The sequence below is a fragment of the Streptomyces sp. NPDC030245 genome (assembly GCF_055572995.1).
The window spans coordinates 121,146-143,102 of sequence record NZ_JBVICF010000012.1 but is presented as its reverse complement, the minus strand read 5'-3'; the positions used below and the strand labels follow the sequence as shown (position 1 = coordinate 143,102).

Here is a 21,957-nt window from a genome sequence, read left to right as displayed (position 1 = left end):
ATTCAGCGACCCCTCAGAGCTTCATCAGGCTGGCGTCGTCGACCGAGGCCGAGTGGCGGGAACGGAACAGCGACACGATGATCGCGAGCCCGACCACGACCTCCGCGGCGGCGACGACCATCGTGAAGAACGCGATGATCTGGCCGTCGAGGTTGCCGTGCATCCGGGAGAAGGCCACGAACGCGAGGTTGCAGGCGTTGAGCATGAGCTCGATGCACATGAACACCACGATTGCGTTCCGCCTGATGAGCACGCCGGTCGCGCCGATCGTGAACAGCAGGGCGGCGAGGTACAGGTAGTTGACGGGGTTCACTTCGACGCCTCCTCGGTCCGCCCGATGTCGTCGCTGCGCAGGTCGGTCCGGTCCAGGCGATCGGTGGAGCGCTGCTCGAGGGCGCGCAGGTCGTTGAGCGCCTCGCTCGACACGTCGCGGATCTGGCCGCGCTCGCGCAGCGTCTTGTTGACCGTGAGCTCCGACGGGGTGCCGTCGGGGAGCAGGCCCGCGATGTCCACGGCGTTGTGCCGGGCGTAGACACCCGGGGCGGGCAGCGGGGGCAGGTGCTTGCCCGCGCGCACGCGCTCCTCGGAGAGCTCGCGCTGCGTCTTGGCGCGCTCCGTGCGCTCGCGGTGGGTGAGCACCATCGCGCCGACCGTCGCCGTGATGAGCAGGGCGCCGGTGATCTCGAAGGCGAAGACGTATTTGGTGAAGATGAGTCCGGCGAGGCCCTCCACATTGCCGCCGGAGTTCGCCTTGGTGAGGCCGTTGAACTCCTGCACCGAGGCGTTTCCGATGCCCGCGAAGAGCAGCACCGCGAAGCCGAGCCCGCAGAGCAGGGCCAGCCAGCGCTGGCCCTTGATGGTCTCCGTCAGGGAGTCGGCGGCGGTGACGCCGACGAGCATGACCACGAAGAGGAAGAGCATCATGATCGCGCCGGTGTAGACGACGATCTGGACGATGCCCAGGAAGTACGCGCCGTTGGCCAGGTAGAACACCGCGAGGATGATCATGGTCCCGGCGAGGCAGAGCGCGCTGTGCACGGCCTTCTTCATGAGGATGGTGCACAGGGCGCCGATCACCGCGACCGTGCCGAGCACCCAGAACTGGACGGCCTCGCCGGTGGAGGTCGTATAGGCGGCGAGCTGCGTCATCGGCCGACCACCTTCTCCGACGCCGGCTCGCCGTCCCCGAAGTCCGCGGCCGCCTCCTGCGGCGTCTCCCCCTTGGAGAGCGCGACCTGGGGCACCGTCCCCGGCGCCGCCTCGGTCACCAGGCCCCGGTAGTAGTCCTGCTCGTCCATGCCCGGGTAGATGGCGTGCGGCGAGTCGACCATGCCCTCTTCGAGGCCGGCGAGCAGCTGCTCCTTGGTGTAGATGAGGTTCTCGCGGCTGCTGTCGGCCAGCTCGAACTCGTTCGTCATCGTCAACGCGCGCGTGGGGCAGGCCTCGATGCACAGGCCGCACAGGATGCAGCGGGCGTAGTTGATCTGGTAGACGCGGCCGTACCGCTCGCCCGGGGAGTACCTCTCCTCTTCGGTGTTGTCCGCGCCCTCCACATAGATGGCGTCCGCGGGACAGGCCCAGGCGCAGAGCTCACAGCCGACGCACTTCTCCAGGCCGTCCGGATGGCGGTTCAGCTGGTGCCTGCCGTGGAAGCGGGGAGCGGTGGTCTTCTGCTGCTCCGGATACTGCTCGGTCAGCCGCTTCTTGAACATGGCCTTGAAGGTCACGCCGAAGCCCGCGACAGGGTTCTGGAACCCTTGCTTCGATTGGTTCGGGTCGTGCGACTCCTGGTTCGACTCAGCCATCGGACGCCTCCTTTCCATCAGTTCGGGTTCCGTCACTCTGAGTATCGGGGCCACCACTGACAATCAGCTCCCGCTCGTGGCGCGGGCGGCGGCGCGGGACGGGTGGCAGGCTCTGGCCGGGCAGCGGGGGCACGGGGAATCCGCCCGCCATGGGGTCGAAGGCGACCGGCTTCTCCTCCTCGGCGGCGGCTTCCTTCTCCCGTTTGTCGCGGAAGATGTCGACGACGACGGAGAGCAGCAGCAGCGCGATGACCCCGCCGCCCACGTACAGCGCGATCGAGGTGAATTCGTAGTCCTCGTTCCGCATCGCCCTGACCGTGGCGACGAGCATCAGCCAGACGACCGAGACCGGGATCAGGACCTTCCAGCCGAGCTTCATCAGCTGGTCGTAGCGGACGCGGGGCAGCGAGCCGCGCAGCCAGATGAAGAAGAACAGCAGCAGCTGGACCTTGATCACGAACCAGAGCATCGGCCACCAGCCGTGGTTCGCGCCCTCCCAGAACGTGCTGATCGGATACGGTGCCCGCCAGCCTCCGAGGAAGAGCGTGACCGAGACCGCCGAGACGGTGACCATGTTGATGTACTCGGCGAGCATGAACATCGCGAACTTGATGGAGGAGTACTCGGTGTTGAAGCCACCGACGAGGTCGCCCTCGGACTCCGGCATGTCGAACGGCGCGCGGTTGGTCTCGCCGATCATCGTCACGATGTAGATCAGGAACGACACCGGCAGGAGCAGCACGTACCAGCGGTCCGCCTGCGCCTCGACGATCGTCGAGGTCGACATCGACCCCGAGTAGAGGAAGACGGAGGCGAAGGCCGCGCCCATCGCGATCTCGTAGGAGATCATCTGCGCGCAGGAGCGCAGGCCGCCGAGGAGCGGGTACGTCGACCCCGAGCTCCACCCCGCGAGGACGATGCCGTAGATGCCGACCGAGGCGACCGCGAGGATGTACAGCATCGCGATCGGCAGGTCGGTGAGCTGCATCGTGGTGCGCTGGCCGAAGATCGAGACCTCGTTGCCCGCGGGTCCGAACGGGATCACGGCGATCGCCATGAATGCCGGGATCGCGGCGACGACCGGTGCGAGGACGTAGACCACCTTGTCCGCGCGCTTGACGATGACGTCTTCCTTGAGCATCAGCTTGACGCCGTCCGCGAGGGACTGAAGCAGACCCCAGGGGCCGTTCCGGTTGGGGCCGATGCGCAGCTGCATCCAGGCGACGACCTTGCGCTCCCAGACGATGGCGAAGAGGACCGTCACCATCAGGAACGCGAAGCAGAAGACCGCCTTGAAGGCGACCAGCCACCAGGGGTCGCGGCCGAACATGGACAGGTCTTCCGCCGCAAGCGGCACCAGAGTGTGCGTCACGACGTCACCTCCGGGGCCTCAGTGGGCTCCGGCAGGACCGCCGGGCCGATGCGGACGAGGTCGCCGGGGCGGGCGCCGGTGTCCGACATGACGCCTCCCCCGGTCGAGTTCAGCGGCAGCCAGACCACGCGGTCGGGCATCTCCGTGACCTGGAGCGGGAGTTCGGTCGCCCCCGTGGGACCGGCGACGGACAGGAGGTCGCCGTCCTTCACGCCCGCCTCCGCCGCGGTGACGGCGGACACGCGCGCGTGGGCGGCGTGCCGCGTCCCGGCGAGCGCTTCGTCGCCGTCCTGGAGGCGGCCCTGGTCGAGCAGCAGCCGGTGCCCCGCGAGGACGGCCTCGCCGGCGGCGGGCCGCGGCGGCTGGACGCCGGTCTCCAGGGGCTCGGTGGCGCGCGGCCCGTCCCAGCCGCCGAGCCGCTCCAGCTCGCGGCGGAGGGTCACCAGGTCGGGCAGGCCGAGGTGGATGTCCCCGGCGTCGGCGAGCATGTGCAGCACGCGCGCGTCGGTGGGCGCCACCCTGCGTGTCATCTGGTCCGGCTTGAGCGCGGCGTCGAACATCCGGACCCGGCCCTCCCAGTTGAGGAAGGTGCCCGGCTTCTCCGCGACGGCGGCGACGGGCAGGACCACGTCGGCCCGGTCCGTCACCTCGCTGGGCCGCAGCTCCAGGGAGACCAGGAAGCCGACCTCGTCGAGGGCCGCACGCGCGCGTGCCGGGTCGGGCAGGTCGGCGACCTCGACACCCGCCACCAGGAGGGCGCCGAGCTCGCCGGTCGCGGCGGCCTCGACGATCTGGCCGGTGTCGCGGCCGTAGTGGTGCGGGAGTTCGGCGACGCCCCAGGCGGCCGCGACCTCGTCCCGCGCGCGCGGGTCGGTGGCCGGCCGGCCGCCGGGCAGCAGCGACGGCAGCGCGCCCGCCTCGATGGCGGCCCGCTCCCCGGCCCTGCGCGGGATCCAGACGAGCCGGGCGCCGGTCGCGGCGGCGGCCCGCACGGCGGCGGTGAACCCGCCGGGCACGGCCGCGAGCCGCTCACCGACGACGATGACGGCACCCTCCGCGCGCAGCGCCTCGGAGGCCTCGGTGCCGGGCGCCTCCAGGCCGACGCCCGCGGCGAGCGCGTCCAGCCACTCGGTCTCGGTGCCGGGCGCGGCTGGCAGCAGCGTGCCGCCCGCCTTCTCCAGGCCGCGGGTGGTGAACGGCGCGAGGGAGAAGGTGCGCTGGCCGTGCTTGCGCCAGGCCTTGCGCAGCCGCAGGAAGACGCCGGGCGCCTCCTCCTCGGACTCGAACCCGGTGAGCAGGACGGCGGGTGCCTTCTCCAGGAGGGCGTACGTGACGCCGGTCCCGTCGAGGTCGCGGCCCCGGCCCGCCACCCGCGCCGCGAGGAAGTCGGCCTCCTCGCTGCTGTGCACGCGCGCGCGGAAATCGATGTCGTTCGTGTCGAGGGCCACGCGCGCGTACTTGCTGTACGCGTAGGCGTCCTCCACGGTGAGGCGGCCGCCGACGAGGACACCGGCACGGCCGCGCGCGGCGGCGAGGCCGTTGGCCGCGATCTCCAGGGCCTCGGGCCAGCTGGCGGGCTCCAGCTCACCCGTCGAGGAGTTGCGCACCAGGGGCGTGGTCAGCCGGTCCGGACGCTGCGCGTACCGGAAGCCGAAGCGGCCCTTGTCGCACAGCCACTCTTCGTTGACCTCGGGGTCGTCCGCGGCGAGCCGGCGCATCACCTTGCCGCGCCGGTGGTCCGTGCGCGTGGCGCAGCCGCCCGAGCAGTGCTCGCACACCGAGGGCGACGACACCAGGTCGAAGGGCCGGGAGCGGAAGCGATACGCCGCCGAGGTCAGCGCGCCGACCGGGCAGATCTGGATGGTGTTCCCGGAGAAGTACGACTCGAAGGGGTCGCCCTCGCCGGTGCCGACCTGCTGGAGGGCGCCCCGCTCGATGAGCTCGATCATCGGGTCGCCGGCGATCTGGTTGCTGAACCGGGTGCAGCGCGCGCAGAGCACGCACCGCTCGCGGTCGAGCAGCACCTGGGTGGAGATCGGCACCGGCTTCTCGTACGTCCGCTTCTTGCCCTCGAAGCGGGTGTCGACGTCGCCGACCTGCATGGCCTGGTTCTGCAACGGGCACTCGCCGCCCTTGTCGCAGACGGGGCAGTCCAGCGGGTGGTTGATGAGCAGCAGCTCCATCACGCCGCGCTGCGACTTCTCCGCGACGGGCGAGGTCAGCTGCGACTTCACGACCATGCCGTCGGTGCAGGTGATGGTGCAGGACGCCATCGGCTTGCGCTGGCCCTCCACCTCGACGATGCACTGGCGGCAGGCGCCCGCCGGGTCGAGCAGCGGGTGGTCGCAGAACCGCGGGATCTCGATGCCGAGCAGCTCGGCCGCCCGGATCACCAGCGTTCCCTTGGGGACGCTGATCTCGATGCCGTCGATGGTCAGCGAGACGAGATCCTCGGGCGGGACCGCCGCCTCCCCGCCCCCGGAGGGAGCGTTGTTGGTGGTCACTGTCATGCGTTCACCTGCGCGTTTTCAGCGGGCCTGTCGGCCCAGAGAGTCGACTTGGCCGGGTCGAAGGGGCAGCCCTTGCCGGTGATGTGCTGCTCGTACTCCGCGCGGAAGTACTTCAGTGAGGAGAAGATCGGCGAGGCGGCGCCGTCACCCAGGGCGCAGAAGGACTTGCCGTTGATGTTGTCGGCGATGTCGTTCAGCTTGTCGAGGTCGGCCATGACGCCCTTGCCGGCCTCGATGTCGCGGAGCAACTGCACCAGCCAGTACGTCCCTTCGCGGCAGGGCGTGCACTTGCCGCAGGACTCGTGGGCGTAGAACTCGGTCCAGCGGGTGACGGCCCGCACGACGCACGTCGTCTCGTCGAAGCACTGGAGCGCCTTGGTGCCGAGCATCGATCCGGCGGCGCCGACGCCCTCGTAGTCGAGGGGGACGTCGAGGTGTTCGTCGGTGAACATCGGGGTCGAGGAGCCGCCCGGCGTCCAGAACTTGAGCCGGTGGCCGGCCCGCATGCCGCCGCTCATGTCGAGCAGCTGGCGCAGCGTGATGCCGAGCGGCGCCTCGTACTGGCCGGGGTTGGTGACGTGGCCGCTCAGCGAGTAGAGCGTGAAGCCGGGGGACTTCTCGCTGCCCATCGACTTGAACCAGTCTTTTCCGCGGTTGAGGATCGCGGGAACGGATGCGATGGACTCGACGTTGTTCACCACAGTGGGGCATGCGTAGAGGCCCGCGACCGCAGGGAAGGGGGGACGCAGTCGCGGCTGACCACGGCGGCCTTCGAGCGAGTCGAGCAGAGCGGTCTCCTCACCACAGATGTACGCGCCCGCGCCCGCGTGCACGGTGAGTTCCAGATCGAGCCCGCTGCCCAGCACGTTCTTCCCGAGGTACCCCGCCGCGTAGGCCTCCCGGACGGCCTCGTGCAACCGCCGCAGTACGGGGACGACTTCACCCCGCAGGTAGATGAAGGCATGCGACGACCTGATCGCGTAGCACGCGATCACGATCCCCTCGATGAGGGAGTGCGGGTTGGCGAAGAGGAGCGGGATGTCCTTGCAGGTCCCGGGCTCCGATTCGTCGGCGTTGACAACTAGATAGTGCGGCTTGCCGTCTCCCTGCGGAATGAACTGCCACTTCATTCCGGTGGGGAATCCCGCGCCGCCCCTGCCGCGCAGGCCGGAGTCCTTCACATAGGCGATGAGGTCGTCCGGGTCCATGGCGAGGGCCTTGCGCAGGCCTTCGTACCCTTCGTGCCGCCGGTAGGTCTCCAGCGTCCAGGACTCTTCCTCGTCCCAGAAGGCCGAAAGGACCGGGGCGAGCAGCTTCTCAGGGCTGGTCTCGTTGTTGATCTCGGCTGCCAAGGTCATCACTCCCCCTCCTCGGCGGTCGGTCCTGCCGGGTGGGCGGGGTCGGATGCCGAGGTCTGCTGTGGTGCGTCGTGCGAGCTGAGGTGCTCGGGCGGCGCTTCGTCCTGGGGGCCGCCCGCGCGGGGGTGGACCACGCGCGGCTGCGGCACCTCGCCCTTGGCCAGGCGCAGGCCGATCAGTGAGGCGGGGCCCGCGCCGCCGGTCGCCTCGACGGCGCCGGGCCGCTCGTCGGGGAAACCGGCCAGGATCCGGGCGGTCTCCTTGTACGTGCACAGGGGCGCCCCGCGCGTGGGCGCGACCGGTACGCCGGCGCGCAGGTCGTCGACGAGCCGCTTGGCGGACTCGGGCGTCTGGTTGTCGAAGAACTCCCAGTTGACCATCACCACGGGGGCGAAGTCGCAGGCGGCGTTGCACTCGATGTGCTCAAGGGTGATCTTGCCGTCCTCGGTCGTCTCGTCGTTGCCGACGCCGAGGTGCTGCTTGAGCTCGTCGAAGATCGCGTCGCCGCCCATGACCGCGCAGAGCGTGTTGGTGCAGACGCCGACCTGGTAGTCGCCGGAGGGCTTGCGCCGGTACATGGTGTAGAAGGTCGCGACGGCCGTGACCTCGGCGGTGGTCAGGTCCAGCATCTCGGCGCAGAACCGCATGCCCGTGCGGGTGACGTGGCCCTCCTCGGACTGCACCAGGTGGAGCAGCGGGAGGAGCGCCGACCGGGACCCCGGGTAGCGGGCGATGATTTCCTTGGCGTCGGTCTCCAGGCGGGCGCGCACGTCGGCCGGGTAGTCGGGGGCGGGGAGTTGGGGCATGCCCAGGCTGACGCCCGCGCCCTTCTCCGAAGGAGTGGTGGTCACCGGTCGACGCCTCCCATCACGGGGTCGATGGACGCGACGGCGACGATGACGTCGGCGACCTGGCCGCCCTCGCACATCGCGGCCATGGCCTGCAAATTGGTGAAGGACGGGTCACGGAAGTGGACCCGGTAGGGGCGGGTGCCCCCGTCGGAGACGACGTGCACGCCGAGCTCGCCCTTGGGCGACTCGACCGCGGTGTACGTCTGTCCCGGCGGCACCCGGAAGCCCTCGGTCACCAGCTTGAAGTGGTGGATGAGGGACTCCATGGAGGTGCCCATGATCTTCTTGATGTGGTCGAGCGAGTTGCCGAGGCCGTCGGGGCCGAGGGCCAGTTGGGCGGGCCAGGCGATCTTCTTGTCCTCGACCATGACGGGGCCGGGGGCGAGCCGGTCGATGCACTGCTCGATGATGCGCAGCGACTGCCGCATCTCTTCGAGCCGGATCAGGAAGCGGCCGTAGGAGTCGCAGGTGTCGGCGGTCGGGATGTCGAACTCGTAGTTCTCGTAGCCGCAGTAGGGCTGGGTCTTGCGCAGGTCGTGCGGGAGGCCCGCCGAGCGCAGGACCGGGCCCGTGGCGCCGAGCGCCATGCAGCCGGCGAGGTCGAGGTAGCCGACGTCCTGCATGCGGGCCTTGAAGATGGGGTTCCCGGTGGCGAGCTTGTCGTATTCGGGGATGTTCTTCTTCATCTTCTTCACGAACTCGCGCAGCTGGTCGACCGTGCCGGGCGGCAGGTCCTGGGCGAGTCCGCCGGGCCGGATGTACGCGTGGTTCATCCGCAGGCCGGTGATGAGTTCGAACAGGTCGAGAACGAGTTCACGATCACGGAATCCGTAGATCATGATCGTCGTCGCGCCGAGCTCCATGCCGCCGGTGGCGATGCACACGAGGTGCGAGGAGAGGCGGTTGAGCTCCATGAGGAGGACGCGGATGACCGAGGCGCGGTCCGGGATCTGCTCCTCGATGCCGAGGAGCTTCTCGACGCCGAGGCAGTACGCCGCCTCGTTGAAGAACGGCGTCAGATAGTCCATCCGCGTGACGAACGTCGTGCCCTGCGTCCACGTCCGGAATTCGAGGTTCTTCTCGATGCCGGTGTGCAGATAGCCGATGCCGCAGCGGGCCTCGGTGACCGTCTCGCCCTCGATCTCCAGGATGAGCCGGAGCACACCGTGCGTGGACGGGTGCTGGGGACCCATGTTGACGATGATGCGCTCGTCGTCGGCCTTGGCCGCGGACTGGACGACCTCGTCCCAGTCGCCGCCGGTGACTGTGTATACAGTCCCCTCGGTCGTTTCGCGGGCGGAAGCATGTGAAGTGCTCATCAGGTGTACGACCTCCGCTGGTCCGGAGCCGGGATCTGGGCGCCCTTGTACTCGACAGGAATGCCGCCGAGGGGGTAGTCCTTGCGCTGCGGGAAGCCCTGCCAGTCGTCCGGCATCATGATCCGCGTGAGCGCCGGGTGGCCGTCGAAGACGAGGCCGAAGAAGTCGTACGCCTCGCGCTCGTGCCAGTCGTTGGTCGGATAGACCGGAACCAGTGAGGGCAGGTGCGGGTCGGCGTCGGGCACGGCGACTTCGAGCCGGATCAGCCGGTTGTGGGTGATCGAGCGCAGGTGGTAGACGGCGTGCAGCTCGCGGCCCTTGTCCCCGGGGAAGTGCACCCCGCTCACGCCGGTGCAGAGCTCGAAGCGCAGGGCCGGGTCGTCGCGCAGGGTCCGGGCGACGCGGACGAGGTGTTCGCGCGCGATGTGGAAGGTGATCTCGCCGCGGTCGACGACGGTCTTCTCGATCGCGTTCTCCGGGAGGAGACCCTGTTCCTCCAGGGCGCCCTCCAGTTCGTCCGCGGTCTCGTCGAACCAGCCGCCGTAGGGACGCGAGGCGGCGCCGGGCAGCGCGATGGTGCGCACGAGCCCGCCGTAGCCGGAGGTGTCCCCGCCGTCGGCGGCGCCGAACATGCCCCTGCGGACGCCGATGACCTCGCCGGTCTCGTCGCGCGGGGCGGGTACTCCGCTGCCGCTCAGGTGCTCCTGGTGCGGGTCGGGTGCGTCGCTCACCGCAGCAGCCCCTTCATCTCGATGGTGGGGAGCGCCTTGAGGGCCGCTTCCTCCGCCTCACGGGCCGCTTCTTCCGCGTTCACGCCGAGCTTGGTGTTCTGGATCTTCTCGTGGAGCTTGAGGATCGCGTCCAACAGCATCTCGGGGCGCGGCGGACAGCCCGGCAAATAGATGTCGACCGGGACAACGTGGTCCACACCTTGCACAATCGCGTAATTGTTGAACATTCCACCCGATGAGGCGCAAACCCCCATGGAGATCACCCACTTGGGGTTGGGCATCTGGTCGTAGACCTGCCGCAGCACCGGCGCCATCTTCTGGCTCACCCGGCCCGCCACGATCATCAGGTCGGCCTGGCGCGGTGAGCCGCGGAAGACCTCCATGCCGAAGCGCGCCATGTCGTACCGCCCGGCGCCGGTCGTCATCATCTCGATGGCGCAGCAGGCGAGGCCGAACGTGGCGGGGAAGACGGACGACTTCCGCATCCAGCCCGCGGCCTGCTCGACGGTGGTCAGCAGAAATCCGCTCGGCAGTTTCTCTTCGAGTCCCATGCTCTTTGACCCCTCAGACCCTTAGTCCCATTCCAGACCGCCGCGCCGCCATACGTACGCGTAGGCGACAAAGACGGTGAGCACGAAGAGCAGCATCTCCACGAGCCCGAAAATCCCCAGCGCGTCGAAGGTGACGGCCCAGGGATAGAGGAAGACGATCTCGATGTCGAAGACGATGAAGAGCATCGCCGTCAGGTAGTACTTGATGGGGAATCGCCCGCCGCCTGCCGGCGTCGGCGTCGGTTCGATGCCGCACTCATAGGCCTCTAGCTTCGCGCGGTTGTACCGCTTTGGACCGATAAGCGTGGCCATGACCACGGAGAAGATCGCAAAGCCTGCCCCGAGGGCTCCCAGCACGAGGATGGGCGCATAGGCGTTCACGCTCCTCGCTCCTCTCAGTCGGCACTGACTGTTGGCGGTTGCGTCGGACCTGGTCCCTGATCCCCACCGAAGATCGCTTACATGTGAAGCAGGTCACAAGCCCAACTGCCCCGCATCCTATGCCTGCCGGTCTGTGATCTGCGACACGGGGTACGACAACGGCTTTGTGATCTCCACCACCTGACGAAGGATCATCAAGTCGGATGAGCGGTGATCTTCGTACGCGAAGCGCCTGAGTGATCACTAGAGGTGACATCTCAGCGCGTCACCCCTGGTCGAAGGGGTGTCGCCCTATCAAGCGATGGCCACTGCAAGCAAATTGGCGCTGGACGCGATCACTTGATAGTGGAGCCGCGTTCACACTTTTGCGGCAGCGGCGCGGACGGATGTGGACGCGTGCGCCGATTCACGAGCGGCCCCCATCCGCGGAACGAGAGCGTCCGCTCGCCGGGGTCGCGGGCGCCGGAAACTGCGGGAGATCTCAGGGAGGTATCGGCGAGATCTCAGGGAGATCCCCGAGAGGGTCACCATGTGACCTGCGCCACAGAGGCCCCTCCCCCGAATAAGCCGGGCTTGGCCAACGGACTCAACGGGTGGTAGACCGTGGGCAATTCGGGCGTATCGCAGAAAACCCATGATCACAGGCGTGATCACCGCTGTCCGCATTGCCCGTTACGGCGTCAATAAAAAGCGACACGCCCGGGATTCAGGGCCGAAAACCACAACTGTGGCGCAGCACACGTTTCTTGAAGGGAACCATGAGTCCCTGATAGCGGTTGTTCTCATGTCCCACACCGCTCACATACCCAGCCACCGGAAGCCCCGTCGCAGCGCCTCCAAGATGGCGCTGCGCGCCGGAGTTGCCGGTGGCGTTCTCAGCACCCTGGCAGTGGCCGCGGCGGCCGGTACGGCGAACGCGGCCGAGCCGGTGTCCGAGACCATCGAGATGCCCACGCTCACCACCGATCTGTCCGCACAGATCGCCCAGTCGGCGGACGCCACCCAGCAGGCCGCCGACACCTACGAGTCGCGCGCCGAGCAGGACGCGGCCGCCGCGAAGGCCGCCAAGCAGGCCCGGGCGGACCTCGCGAAGGCCGAGAAGAAGGCCGAGGCCGAGCGCAAGGCCGCGGCCGCCGCGAAGAAGAAGGCCGACGAGGAGCGTGCCTCGCGCTCCACCGAGCGCACCACGCTCGCCACGCAGTCCTCCGGTTCGGGCTCCGGCGCCACCGCCTCGGACTCGGTCGCCCCGGCCAGCGGCAGCGTCGGCGCGGTCATCAGCTTCCTCAAGGCGCAGCTCGGTGACGCGTACGTGATGGGTGCCTCGGGTCCGAACGCCTGGGACTGCTCCAGCCTCGTGCAGGCCGCGTTCAAGCAGGCGGGTGTGGACCTTCCGCGCGTCTCGCAGGACCAGTCGACGATGGGCACCGAGGTCGGCACCTCGAACCTCCAGGTCGGCGACATCCTCTACTGGGGTGGCAAGGGCTCCGCCTACCACGTCGGTGTGTACATCGGGAACGGCCAGTACCTGGACGCCGCCAACCCCAGCAAGGGCGTTGTCATCCAGGACCTGTCGGGCTACCCGGCCTCGGGCGCCGTGCGCGTCCTCTGACGGCCTCTCAGAGCCACGAACGAGGGCCGGAACCCCCCTGGTGGGGTTCCGGCCCTCAGTGCGCCCTGAAACGTCTCCTGGGCCGTTCTTCACACCATCGGCACGCGGTGGTCACGCGTCCTTGGGCGTCAGCTCCGCCATCGCGGACCAACCGGAGCCCTCGATCTCGGTGTTCACGATCTGCGGCACGGTGGCGATGAGCCCGCTCATCGTCTCCAGGCCGGCCTTGAAGTGGTCGGAGTTGACGTGCGCGGCGCCCGCGTCCCCGTCGGCGAAGCCCTCCAGGAGCACGAACTCGTCCGGGTTCTCGACGGAGCGGGACCAGTCGAAGAAGAGGTTGCCCGGCTCCGCGCGCGTGGCGGCGGTGAATGCGGCGGTCCGCTCGATCCAGCTGTCGCTGTACTCGGGGCGGACGGTGAACTTGACGGCGATGAAAATCATGCGGCCAGCGTCCGCCCGCCGGGCGCGCGCGGCAAGCCGGGCCGCCCGCTATTCCGACGCTGCCGGAATCCCGTGCCGCGCCGCCCGGGCCAGGACCCGCGTCAACTCCCCGCGCCGCCCCCGGAACCGCTCGGTCGGCAGCGACACCGACAGCGCCCGCGCACCGTCCGCGAGCGGTACGGCCACGCAGGTGTACGCCGGGTCCGTCTCCCCCACCGACACCGCGACGCCCGCGGTGCGCACCCGGCGCAGCTCGACCTCGAAGCGGTCGGGGTTGGTGATGGTGTGCTCGGTGAGCCGCGGCAGCCCGTGCTCGTCGAGATAGCGGCGCCGGGCCGCCCGGCCCAGCGAGGCAAGGAGTACCTTGCCGTGCGCCGTGGCGTGCGCGCCCCGGTCGACGCCGACCTCGAACGGATCGCCCTCGCACCCGGCGGCCGTGGAGTCGACGACCGCGATCCGCCCGCCCCTGCGGGCGCTCAGATAGGCGTGGGCGCCCGCGAGGCGGCGTACCGCGTGGAGCATCGCGTACGTCTCCTCGTCCAGGCCCGTGTGCCGGCGGAAGGAGCGGTACAGGGCCGGGACCCGCGGGCCGAGCACATAGCCCTGCGGGGTGCGGTCGACGTGGCCGCGCGCGACGAGCGGGCCCATCAGGTGGTACACGGTCGACAGGGCGCAGCCCGCCTCCCGCGCGAGGGACTTGGCGGGGACGGGACGTGCCGACCGGGCGACGGCCTCCAGGAGGTCGAGCGCCCGGTCCACCGAATGGGGCGTGCTCACGCCTTCGGTGCCACCTTGCTCAGTCCGTTGATGATGCGGTCCATTGCGTCGCCGCCCATCGGGTCCGTCAGGTTCGCCAGCATCTTCAGGGTGAACCGCATCAGGATCGGGTGGGTCAGGCCGCGCTGGGTCGCGATCTTCATGACCTTCGGGTTGCCGATGAGCTTCACGAAGGCGCGGCCCAGCGTGTAGTAGCCGCCGTAGACCTCCTTGAGCGTCTTCGGGTAGTTCTGGAGTGCCAGTTCGCGCTGGGCGGGGGTGGCACGCGCGTGTGCCTGTGCGATGACGTCCGCCGCGATCTGGCCGGACTCCATGGCGTACGCGATGCCCTCGCCGTTGAAGGGGTTCACCAGGCCGCCCGCGTCGCCGACGAGCAGCAGGCCCTTCGTGTAGTGCGGCTGGCGGTTGAAGGCCATCGGCAGGGCGGCGCCGCGGATCGGCGTGGTCATGTTCTCCGGGGTGTAGCCCCAGTCCTCCGGCATCGAGGCGCACCAGGCCTTGAGGACCTCGCGCCAGTCGAGCTCGCGGAACGACTTGGAGGAGTTGAGGATGCCGAGGCCGACGTTGGAGGTGCCGTCGCCCATGCCGAAGACCCAGCCGTAGCCGGGCAGGAGCCGGTCCTCGCCGGGGCCGCGGCGGTCCCACAGCTCCAGCCAGGACTCCAGGTAGTCGTCGTCGTGGCGGGGCGAGGTGAAGTACGTGCGGACGGCGACGCCCATCGGGCGGTCCTCGCGGCGGTGCAGCCCCATGGCCAGCGAGATCCGCGAGGAGTTGCCGTCGGCGGCGACGACGAGGGGGGCGTGGAAGGTGACCGGTGTCTTCTCCTCGCCCAGCTTGGCGTGCACGCCGGTGACGTACCCGGTCCGGTCGTCGATGATCGGCTCGCCCACATTGCAGCGCTCGTACAGGCGTGCGCCCGCCTTCTGCGCCTGGCGGGCGAGCTGCTCGTCGAAGTCGTCGCGCTTCCGTACGAGGCCGTAGTCCGGGTAGGAGGCGAGTTCCGGCCAGTCCAGCTGGAGCCGCACGCCGCCGCCGATGATGCGCAGGCCCTTGTTCCGCAGCCAGCCCGCCTCTTCGGAGATGTCGATTCCCATGGACACCAGCTGCTTGGTGGCGCGGGGCGTGAGCCCGTCACCGCAGACCTTCTCCCGCGGAAACGCGGTCTTCTCCAGAAGGAGTACGTCGAGTCCGGCCTTCGCCAGGTAGTACGCCGTCGTCGAACCGGCGGGGCCGGCTCCGACGACGATCACGTCCGCGGAGTGTTCGGAGAGGGGCTCGGTCACGGCGGGTTCTCCCCAAGGCTCGAAATCTGTGTGCCGACGGGCACGGGATATGGGCAGTCTATGAGGCGGTACTGATCAGCCAGCCGAAGGGCCACACGTGACCGAGCAGACCGATACCCTGCCCGCGCTGCACCTCCCCGCCGTGCAGCTGCGCGTCCCCACCCATGAGGACGCCTTTGTCTGGCACCGGCTCTTCGACGACCCCGAGGTCATGGAGTTCTTCGGCGGTACGTCGGCGGAGCCCTCCACGTACGAGGAGCTGACCGCCCGGCAGCGCAGACACGACGCCGAACTGGGCTACTGCCTGTGGACGTTGCTCGACGCGGACGGCGAGCCGATCGGCTTCACGGGCGCCCAGCCCTGGCCCAGGGACTGGGGCCCCGTGGGTGAGGTGGAGATCGGCTGGAGGCTCGGTCGAGCGGCCTGGGGCAAGGGGTACGCCACCGCGGCCGCCGTCGCGACGGTCGAGCGGCTGCGCGCGGCGGGCGTACCGAGCGTGGTGGCGATGGTCATCGAGGGGAACGAACGCTCCATAGCGGTGACCCGGCGGCTCGGCATGGAGCCCGCCGAGACATTCACCACTCCCCCGCTGGTCCCGGGCGTCGAGGCGTCGCGCCGCACGTCCCGCTGCTACCGGCTCACCCTGTAGCCGCGCGCGGGCCGCCGGCTCGCCCCGCGGCGAGCCGGCGGCCTCGCCGTCACTCCGTGAGCCGCCAGGTGTCCAGCGCGGTCGCGTGCGTCTTCGCGCCCTCTCCCGCGGGCCAGAAGTCCTCGCGCCACGAGAGCTGGATCGCGTACTCCGTGCCGTTCTCCGCGACGTAGCTCTGGTTCAGGGCGTGGATCGTGCGGCCCGCCTCGTCGGTGTACGTGTACTCCCAGAGGGCACCGTCCCGGCCCTGGAAGGTGTTCTCCTCCAGCCGGATGCGCTCGTAGTCCGACTTGTCCGGAGCCGACTTGGTGTGCCGCTCGATGTCCGTGAAGTTCTCGTACGAGGTGTAAGGGGCATCCGTGACGACGCCGACGAGGAACTCCTCACGTCCGGTCGATCCCGCATAGGTGATCTGTCCGGGGCGCTCGGGGTTGACGGTCTGCCGGGTCCAGCCCTCGGGCACCGCGAAGGAGAAGCCCTCGGGGTCGGTGACGCGGTCGGTCCCCGGGCTCTCCGCGCTCTCCGCGTCTCCCTGGCCGTCCGTGCTCCGCGGAGTCGGTGACGCGAACGGGCTCGGGGTGTCGCTCGGGCCTCCGCCGGGCTCCTCCGACCGGCTCACCGAGGGCCTGTCGTCCTGGCCCTTCCCGTCCGCCTTGTCGTCACCGGTGTCCTGCCAGAGCAGGACACCGGCGGTGACGCCGCCCCCGACGACGAGGGCGCCGACGAGCGTGGCCACCCATACCCCGGCCCCGCCGCGCGGCTTGGCCGCGGCGGGCTGCTGACCGATGTGTACGGCGGGGGCGGTGTGAGGGGCGTACGCCGGGGTGGCGGGCGTGGGCGCCTGGGTGGAGGTCTGGGTGGGGGTCTGGGTGGGGGCGTCTGTCGGCGGCCCGGTCGGCGCCGCCGGGGCCGGTGGCGTGGCGAGCGGTGCGTACGCGGGCGGAGCGGGCAGCTCGCCCCGGCCGGTCATGCGCAGCAGGTACGGTCCGAGCAGCGCGGCCGGGAAGATCCACAGCAGCCCGAACAGCAGCATCTCCGGGACGCTCAGCCCGAGCTCCACGCCCCCGCTTCCGCTGCTGCTGTCCCCGGAGCCGCCGAACCCGGACCCGCCCTCGAAGGCCTGTCCGGACAGCTCGACGCCGAGGCCGCTGAACCCGGTGAGCAGCAGGAGGAGTCCGAAGAAGACGGCGGCGGCGAGGAGTTGTTCGCCGCGGCCCACGCAGCGCCGCGCGGCGAGCACACCGAGCGTCAGCGCACAGACCAGGCCGAGCGCCAGCGCACCGACGACGGCCCAGTCGTTGGTGACGTCGCCCAGTTCGGCGAGGCCGAAGGAGTCGCTTCCGCGCCCGCTCCCGTACATCGAGCTGCTGCCGCGCACCGATGCCTCGGCGCCCGCGCCCCAGCCGATGCCGAGCGCCGTGACCGCGAGGTTCGGCAGGACGAGCAGCGCCACCAGGAGCGGTGAGACGTCGGCGTCGTCGAGGTCGGCGAGGTCGGCCAGGTCGTCGATCTGGGCGAGGCTGACGAAGGCGACGAGCGAGCAGAGCACGAGCACGACGACGAGGGCGCGCAGTGCGGTGCCGGTGGCCCGGACGAGGGACTGCGCGCCGGGGCTCGCGGTCATCCGCGCCCAGGCCGACGAGGGCTGCCCCTGCCCGGCGGCCCCTCCTGCGGCTGCCGCCGTCGCGTCCACGCGGTGCAACACCCCGCAGGAGACGGCCAGTGCGAGCAGCAGCGCACCCAGCGCGGCGAGCACCGGGGACGACGACAGCTCGACTCCCTCGATCTCGGGCTGCGCGAAGAGCGCGAGCGCGAGCACCCCCACGGTGACCGACAGCGCGACGCGGACGGCCGCTTCGAGGCCGGCGGTGCCGCCACCGCCCTGGCCGGCGCCTCGGGTCACCAGGCGGGTGCGCAGTACGCGTACGCCGATGACGAGGGCCACGATCCACAGCACGGTCATGGTGAGCGGGACGAGGTGCAGGGACGCGGTGCCCTCGACCGCGGTCTCCGTGGTGTCCGAGCCCAGCCCCAGGCCGCCGGAGCCGTCGGAGCCGCTGGAGCCGCCGAAGCCCGGCCGCTCCTCACGGCCCGTGAACTCGAAGCCGCCGCCGACGGATTGGAGCAGCAGCGCGAGGGCGACCCGCAGCCGGTCGGTGAAGTCGAGGACGACCTCGTCGTCCTGGCCGTACGCGGGCAGTGCCAGCGCGACGGCCCCGGTCAGCAGCAGCGCGAGCGGCCACAGGGCGGCCTGGACGGAGCCGGCCCAGTCCCCGCGGAACGTACGGCCGAAGAAGGCGCCGACGGGTGAGGGCGCGAGGGCGGGGGCGGGGGCGGGGCCCGGGGTGTGGGCGGGAGGTGGTGGTGAGGCAGGTGGTGTGGTGGGGGGTGCGGGGGGTGGGGTGGCAGGTGGTGTGGCGGGTGGGGTGGGGGGCTGCTGCGGCTCGGGGAGGCGTTCGCGCCCGCACTTCATGCAGAAGCGGGCCTCTTCGGGGCTGGGCGCCCCGCAGTGTGGGCAGTACGACGCCATCAGGACGCTCCGTGACTCAGGAGTTCAGCAAGGGAAGCGGACCGGCCCATAAGCGCCGCATAAGTAAACGGCAGGGTCGTATCAACGGACACATCTTGCCCGGTGACCGGTTCCCTCGGGTCGCCGGAATCCGAGTCTCAACTGGAGCGTTACGAAACGGGCTTGGTCGGCTGCGGCTGGGCAACCGCTCCGGATCAGCTCTGCTTGTAGCCGCGGTGCAGCGCCACGACGCCACCCGTCAGGTTCCGCCAGGCCACCTTCGACCAGCCCGCGTCCTTCAGCAGCGCGGCGAGCGCGGGCTGGTCGGGCCAGGAGCGGATCGACTCGGCGAGATAGACGTACGCGTCCGGGTTCGAGGAGACCGCGCGGGCGACCGGGGGCAGCGCGCGCATCAGGTACTCCTCGTAGACCGTGCGGAACGGTTTCCACGTCGCGTGGGAGAACTCGCAGATCACGACCCGGCCGCCGGGCTTCGTCACGCGGTACAGCTCGCGGAGCGCGGCGCCCGTGTCCTGGATGTTGCGCAGCCCGAAGGAGATGGTGACGGCGTCGAAGGTGTCGTCCTTGAACGGCAGCTTCGTGCCGTCGCCCGCCGTGAACGGCATCCACGGGTGGCGCTGCTTGCCGACGCGCAGCATGCCGAGGGAGAAGTCGCAGGGGACGACGTACGCGCCGGCCTGCGCGAAGGGCTGCGAGGAGGTGGCGGTGCCGGCCGCGAGGTCGAGGACCTTCTGCGCCGGGCGGGCGTCGACCGCCTTGGCGACCTCCTTGCGCCAGAGGCGGGCCTGGCCGAGGGAGAGCACGTCGTTGGTGACGTCGTACCGTTCGGCCACGTCGTCGAACATCGTGGCGACTTCGTGTGGCTGCTTGTCCAAGGAGGCTCGGGTCACCCGGCCATTGTGTCAGGCCGGTCTTCTACCTTGGCGCCCGCCTCGGTGCCCTGCTTTTCGCCTGCGGCGGGCTTCCTCGCTCGGGCGTCTGCCCTCGTCTGCCGTTCGGCGGGTGCGGCTCGCGTCGTGGCTGGTCGCGCAGTTCCCCGCGCCCCTAAAAGCGCCTCCGGCGCCCCGTCAGGGGCGCGGGGAACTGCGCGAGCGGGCACGATGCGCCCGCAGGCGCCGGACGGCAGATGTAGGCAGACGGGCCGGCGGCTAGCGGGAGCGGTAGACGAGTTTGCCGGCCAGCACTGTAGCCACGCAGGTTCGCGCCCCCCGGCGGACCAGTTCCGTGCGGTCGGGGACGTCGAAGACGGCGAAGCGGGCGGGGGCGCCGGGGGTGAGGGGTGGGAGGAGGATCAAGGGGGTCGGGGAGAGGGAGGGCGGGGAGGGGAGGCTCGGGGGGCGGTGGCCCACCGCGAGGCCCGCCCGGCGGAGCGCGTCCACGGCGGGCCGGGCACGCAGCTCGCCCGCCACCGCCACCGTCCCGTGCGCCAGCATCCGCTGCACGCCACGGCGGGCGCTCCCGCCCAGGAGCGACGGGTCGGCACGGAGGATCGCCCGGCCCCGCTCCCCGCCGATGGGCTCCGTACCGAGGCGGTCGGCCTCGCGCGGATCCGGGTGGTAGGCCGCTTCGAGGAGTTCGGGCGCGTACGGATTGAGGAGGCCCGGCGTGAGGATGCCGGGCCAGCGGCGGACGCGGGCGGCCGGGTGCGCCGCGGCCAGCTCCTCGTACGGGCCGACGGCGGCGATCCGCGCGCCGTCGACCAGGACCGCCGCCTCCGGAGAGGCCTCGGCGACGTGCAGGGTGAGCAACAGGGCCTCAGTTCGTGGCGAGGAGCTTCAGCTCGGGGTGCGCCGTGCCGCCCTCGATCGCGGTGGACGAGATGTGCGAGGCGACGCGGTCGTCGACCGGGTCGTTCGCCGGGTCGTCGTGCACGACCAGGTGCTCGTACGTGGTGGCGCGCTGCGCCGGAACGCGGTCCGCCGTGCGGATCATGTCGATGATCTCGCGGAGGTTCGAGCGGTGCTTGGCGCCGGCCGACGAGACGACGTTCTCCTCCAGCATGACCGAGCCCAGGTCGTCCGCTCCGTAGTGGAGGGTGAGCTGGCCCGCCTCCTTGCCCGTCGTCAGCCAGGAGCCCTGGATGTGCGCGACGTTGTCGAGGAAGATGCGGGCGATCGCGATCATGCGGATGTACTCGAAGATCGTCGCCTGCGTACGGCCCTTGAGGTGGTTGTTCTCGGGCTGGTACGTGTACGGGATGAAGGCCCGGAAGCCTCCCGTCCGGTCCTGCACGTCGCGGATCATCCGCAGGTGCTCGATGCGCTCGGCGTTGGTCTCGCCCGTGCCCATGAGCATGGTGGAGGTGGACTCCACGCCCAGGTTGTGGGAGATCTCCATGATCTCCAGCCAGCGCTCGCCGCTCTCCTTGAGGGGGGCGATGGCCTTGCGGGGGCGGGCCGGGAGCAGCTCGGCGCCGGCGCCCGCGAAGGAGTCGAGGCCCGCGGCGTTGATGCGCTGGATGGCCTCTTCGACCGAGACCTTGGAGATGCGGGCCATGTGCTCGACCTCGGACGCGCCGAGGGAGTGGATGACCAGCTGCGGGAAGTTCTCCTTGATCGCGGAGAAGTGCTTCTCGTAGTACTCGACGCCGTAGTCCGGGTGGTGGCCGCCCTGGAACATGATCTGGGTGCCGCCCAGCTCGACGGTCTCCGCGCAGCGGCGCAGGATGTCGTCGAGGTCGCGGCTCCAGCCCTTCTTCGTGTCCTTCGGCGCGGCGTAGAAGGCGCAGAACTTGCAGGCGGTGACGCAGACGTTCGTGTAGTTGATGTTGCGCTCGATGATGTACGTCGCGATGTGCTCCGTACCGGCGTAACGACGGCGGCGCACGGCGTCGGCGGCGGCGCCGAGGGCGTGCAGCGGGGCGTCCCGGTAGAGGTCGAGCGCCTCTTCCGGGGTGATCCGCCCACCTGCGGCGGCGCGGTCGAGGACGGACTGAAGGTCGGCCTTCTCGGTCACCGGGGCGTCCCTTTCGTAAGTTTCGTAAGGGTTGTGGACGGACGCTGCCAGCGTACGCCAGCGCCCTGTGCCGTCCGACGCGGGCTCAGGCCGCGTACGACCCGAGCAGCAGCCCCACGAACGCGCCGCCGATCAGGAAGGGCCCGAAGGGGATCGCCGTCCTGCGCCCGGCTCTGCGGGCGATGACGAGCCCTGCCCCGTACAGCGAGGCGAGCAGGAACCCGGCGAAGGTGCCGAGCAGCAGCACGCCCCACCCGTACCAGCCGAGCACGGCCCCCAGGCAGAGGGCCAGCTTCACGTCGCCGAAGCCCATGCCGTTGGGGTTGATGAGGAAGAGCACGAAGAAGGCGCCGGCGAGCGCGAGCGCCCCGTAGAGGGCCGCAGTCCACGAGCCGCCCCGCTCGGGGAGCCGCGCGGCGCCGCCGAGCAGGGCGAGCGCGGCGCCCGCGAGCGGCAGCGTGAGCACGTCCGGCAGCCGGTGCACGGTGAAGTCGACGAGCGCGAGCAGCACGCCGACGGGGGCGAGCAGCAGCCAGACGGCCAGCTCGGGCCGGGCGCCGGTGGTCGCGGCGAGCGCGGCGCAGACGAGGGCCGTGGTGGTGGCGACGCCGGACGTCCTGGGCCCGTACCCCCCGCTCCCCGGGCACCGGGCGAGCCCGAGCCACGAGGTGAGGGGGTGTCCGTCGGGGCACTCGGCGCGCCACGCCTCGTCGGGCGGCACGGAGAGCCGGTAGGCGGCGCGCGGCACGAACAGCCCGGCGAAGGCGCCCCAGAGGGCGCCACCGAGGACGAGGATCAGCAACACGAGCGACGACTTCCCGTTTCCGCGTCGGCC

Annotated in this window: 21 protein-coding genes; 2 read left to right on the top strand and 19 right to left on the bottom strand. The window is 70.4% G+C overall.

Annotated elements, in window-relative coordinates; genetic code table 11:
* Positions 1 to 13: 13 nt before the first annotated feature.
* The 11 genes from nuoK to ACZ4Z4_RS29475 are packed head-to-tail and all read right to left on the bottom strand — an operon-like array spanning position 14 to position 10,878.
* On the bottom strand, positions 14 to 313 hold the full coding sequence (nuoK, locus tag ACZ4Z4_RS29525) for an NADH-quinone oxidoreductase subunit NuoK (protein ID WP_003974374.1): 300 nt from the start codon (positions 311 to 313) through the stop codon (positions 14 to 16).
* Positions 310 to 1,149 (bottom strand): NADH-quinone oxidoreductase subunit J, encoded by an 840-nt coding sequence (locus ACZ4Z4_RS29520; RefSeq protein ID WP_468333889.1) that lies wholly within the window; start codon positions 1,147 to 1,149, stop codon positions 310 to 312. The genes nuoK and ACZ4Z4_RS29520 overlap by 4 nt, the downstream gene beginning before the upstream one ends.
* On the bottom strand, positions 1,146 to 1,805 hold the full coding sequence (gene nuoI, locus ACZ4Z4_RS29515) for an NADH-quinone oxidoreductase subunit NuoI (protein WP_468333886.1): 660 nt from the start codon (positions 1,803 to 1,805) through the stop codon (positions 1,146 to 1,148). Before nuoI ends, ACZ4Z4_RS29520 begins: the two co-directional genes overlap by 4 nt.
* Positions 1,798 to 3,135 (bottom strand): NADH-quinone oxidoreductase subunit NuoH, encoded by a 1,338-nt coding sequence (nuoH, locus tag ACZ4Z4_RS29510; RefSeq protein WP_468334239.1) that lies wholly within the window; start codon positions 3,133 to 3,135, stop codon positions 1,798 to 1,800. The genes nuoI and nuoH overlap by 8 nt, the downstream gene beginning before the upstream one ends.
* A gap of 38 nt (positions 3,136 to 3,173) precedes the next feature.
* The gene (locus ACZ4Z4_RS29505) at positions 3,174 to 5,687 is read right to left on the bottom strand and encodes an NADH-quinone oxidoreductase subunit G (protein WP_468333884.1); all 2,514 of its coding nucleotides are present in this window, start codon (positions 5,685 to 5,687) and stop codon (positions 3,174 to 3,176) included.
* Positions 5,684 to 7,045, bottom strand: coding sequence for an NADH-quinone oxidoreductase subunit NuoF (gene nuoF / locus ACZ4Z4_RS29500; protein ID WP_468333881.1), 1,362 nt, complete (start codon positions 7,043 to 7,045; stop codon positions 5,684 to 5,686). The genes ACZ4Z4_RS29505 and nuoF overlap by 4 nt, the downstream gene beginning before the upstream one ends.
* The gene (nuoE, locus tag ACZ4Z4_RS29495; protein WP_468333879.1) at positions 7,045 to 7,896 is read right to left on the bottom strand and encodes an NADH-quinone oxidoreductase subunit NuoE; all 852 of its coding nucleotides are present in this window, start codon (positions 7,894 to 7,896) and stop codon (positions 7,045 to 7,047) included. Before nuoE ends, nuoF begins: the two co-directional genes overlap by 1 nt.
* Positions 7,893 to 9,215 carry an NADH-quinone oxidoreductase subunit D gene (locus ACZ4Z4_RS29490; RefSeq protein ID WP_468333876.1) on the bottom strand — a complete coding sequence of 441 codons (1,323 nt, stop codon included), beginning with the start codon at positions 9,213 to 9,215 and terminating at the stop codon, positions 7,893 to 7,895. Before ACZ4Z4_RS29490 ends, nuoE begins: the two co-directional genes overlap by 4 nt.
* Positions 9,215 to 9,946, bottom strand: coding sequence for an NADH-quinone oxidoreductase subunit C (locus ACZ4Z4_RS29485; protein WP_468333873.1), 732 nt, complete (start codon positions 9,944 to 9,946; stop codon positions 9,215 to 9,217). The genes ACZ4Z4_RS29490 and ACZ4Z4_RS29485 overlap by 1 nt, the downstream gene beginning before the upstream one ends.
* Positions 9,943 to 10,497 carry a NuoB/complex I 20 kDa subunit family protein gene (locus ACZ4Z4_RS29480; protein WP_355803993.1) on the bottom strand — a complete coding sequence of 185 codons (555 nt, stop codon included), beginning with the start codon at positions 10,495 to 10,497 and terminating at the stop codon, positions 9,943 to 9,945. Before ACZ4Z4_RS29480 ends, ACZ4Z4_RS29485 begins: the two co-directional genes overlap by 4 nt.
* Before the next feature lie 21 nt (positions 10,498 to 10,518).
* The gene (locus ACZ4Z4_RS29475) at positions 10,519 to 10,878 is read right to left on the bottom strand and encodes an NADH-quinone oxidoreductase subunit A (protein WP_003992243.1); all 360 of its coding nucleotides are present in this window, start codon (positions 10,876 to 10,878) and stop codon (positions 10,519 to 10,521) included.
* 784 nt (positions 10,879 to 11,662) lie between these two features.
* On the opposite strand from ACZ4Z4_RS29475, the gene ACZ4Z4_RS29470 reads away from it, so the two are divergent.
* On the top strand, positions 11,663 to 12,487 hold the full coding sequence (locus ACZ4Z4_RS29470) for a C40 family peptidase (protein WP_468333869.1): 825 nt from the start codon (positions 11,663 to 11,665) through the stop codon (positions 12,485 to 12,487).
* A gap of 111 nt (positions 12,488 to 12,598) precedes the next feature.
* On the opposite strand, the gene ACZ4Z4_RS29465 is transcribed toward ACZ4Z4_RS29470, so the two are convergent.
* From ACZ4Z4_RS29465 to ACZ4Z4_RS29455, 3 genes are read right to left on the bottom strand one after another with little or no spacing between them, the layout of a single operon-like run.
* The gene (locus ACZ4Z4_RS29465; RefSeq protein WP_468333867.1) at positions 12,599 to 12,928 is read right to left on the bottom strand and encodes a putative quinol monooxygenase; all 330 of its coding nucleotides are present in this window, start codon (positions 12,926 to 12,928) and stop codon (positions 12,599 to 12,601) included.
* A 48-nt stretch (positions 12,929 to 12,976) separates the two neighbouring features.
* On the bottom strand, positions 12,977 to 13,705 hold the full coding sequence (locus tag ACZ4Z4_RS29460; RefSeq protein ID WP_468333864.1) for an IclR family transcriptional regulator: 729 nt from the start codon (positions 13,703 to 13,705) through the stop codon (positions 12,977 to 12,979).
* Positions 13,702 to 14,988: a geranylgeranyl reductase family protein gene (locus ACZ4Z4_RS29455; RefSeq protein WP_468333861.1), complete on the bottom strand. Its 1,287-nt coding sequence runs from the start codon at positions 14,986 to 14,988 to the stop codon at positions 13,702 to 13,704. The genes ACZ4Z4_RS29460 and ACZ4Z4_RS29455 overlap by 4 nt, the downstream gene beginning before the upstream one ends.
* 97 nt (positions 14,989 to 15,085) lie before the next feature.
* Here ACZ4Z4_RS29455 and ACZ4Z4_RS29450 point away from each other — a divergent pair, with 97 nt between their 5' ends.
* Positions 15,086 to 15,637 (top strand): GNAT family N-acetyltransferase, encoded by a 552-nt coding sequence (locus ACZ4Z4_RS29450; RefSeq protein WP_468333858.1) that lies wholly within the window; start codon positions 15,086 to 15,088, stop codon positions 15,635 to 15,637.
* A 49-nt stretch (positions 15,638 to 15,686) separates the two neighbouring features.
* On the opposite strand, the gene ACZ4Z4_RS29445 is transcribed toward ACZ4Z4_RS29450, so the two are convergent.
* The 5 genes from ACZ4Z4_RS29445 to ACZ4Z4_RS29425 form a co-directional block, all read right to left on the bottom strand.
* Complete coding sequence (locus ACZ4Z4_RS29445) at positions 15,687 to 18,167, bottom strand: zinc ribbon domain-containing protein (protein WP_468333855.1); 2,481 nt, start codon at positions 18,165 to 18,167, stop codon at positions 15,687 to 15,689.
* 194 nt (positions 18,168 to 18,361) lie between these two features.
* The gene (locus ACZ4Z4_RS29440) at positions 18,362 to 19,057 is read right to left on the bottom strand and encodes a demethylmenaquinone methyltransferase (RefSeq protein ID WP_468333852.1); all 696 of its coding nucleotides are present in this window, start codon (positions 19,055 to 19,057) and stop codon (positions 18,362 to 18,364) included.
* A 258-nt stretch (positions 19,058 to 19,315) separates the two neighbouring features.
* On the bottom strand, positions 19,316 to 19,915 hold the full coding sequence (locus ACZ4Z4_RS29435; protein ID WP_468333849.1) for an imidazolonepropionase-like domain-containing protein: 600 nt from the start codon (positions 19,913 to 19,915) through the stop codon (positions 19,316 to 19,318).
* Between the two features lie 7 nt (positions 19,916 to 19,922).
* The gene (gene mqnC / locus ACZ4Z4_RS29430) at positions 19,923 to 21,122 is read right to left on the bottom strand and encodes a cyclic dehypoxanthinyl futalosine synthase (protein ID WP_468333847.1); all 1,200 of its coding nucleotides are present in this window, start codon (positions 21,120 to 21,122) and stop codon (positions 19,923 to 19,925) included.
* Between the two features lie 85 nt (positions 21,123 to 21,207).
* Positions 21,208 to 21,927 carry a prepilin peptidase gene (locus ACZ4Z4_RS29425; RefSeq protein ID WP_468333844.1) on the bottom strand — a complete coding sequence of 240 codons (720 nt, stop codon included), beginning with the start codon at positions 21,925 to 21,927 and terminating at the stop codon, positions 21,208 to 21,210.
* Positions 21,928 to 21,957 lie beyond the last annotated feature (30 nt).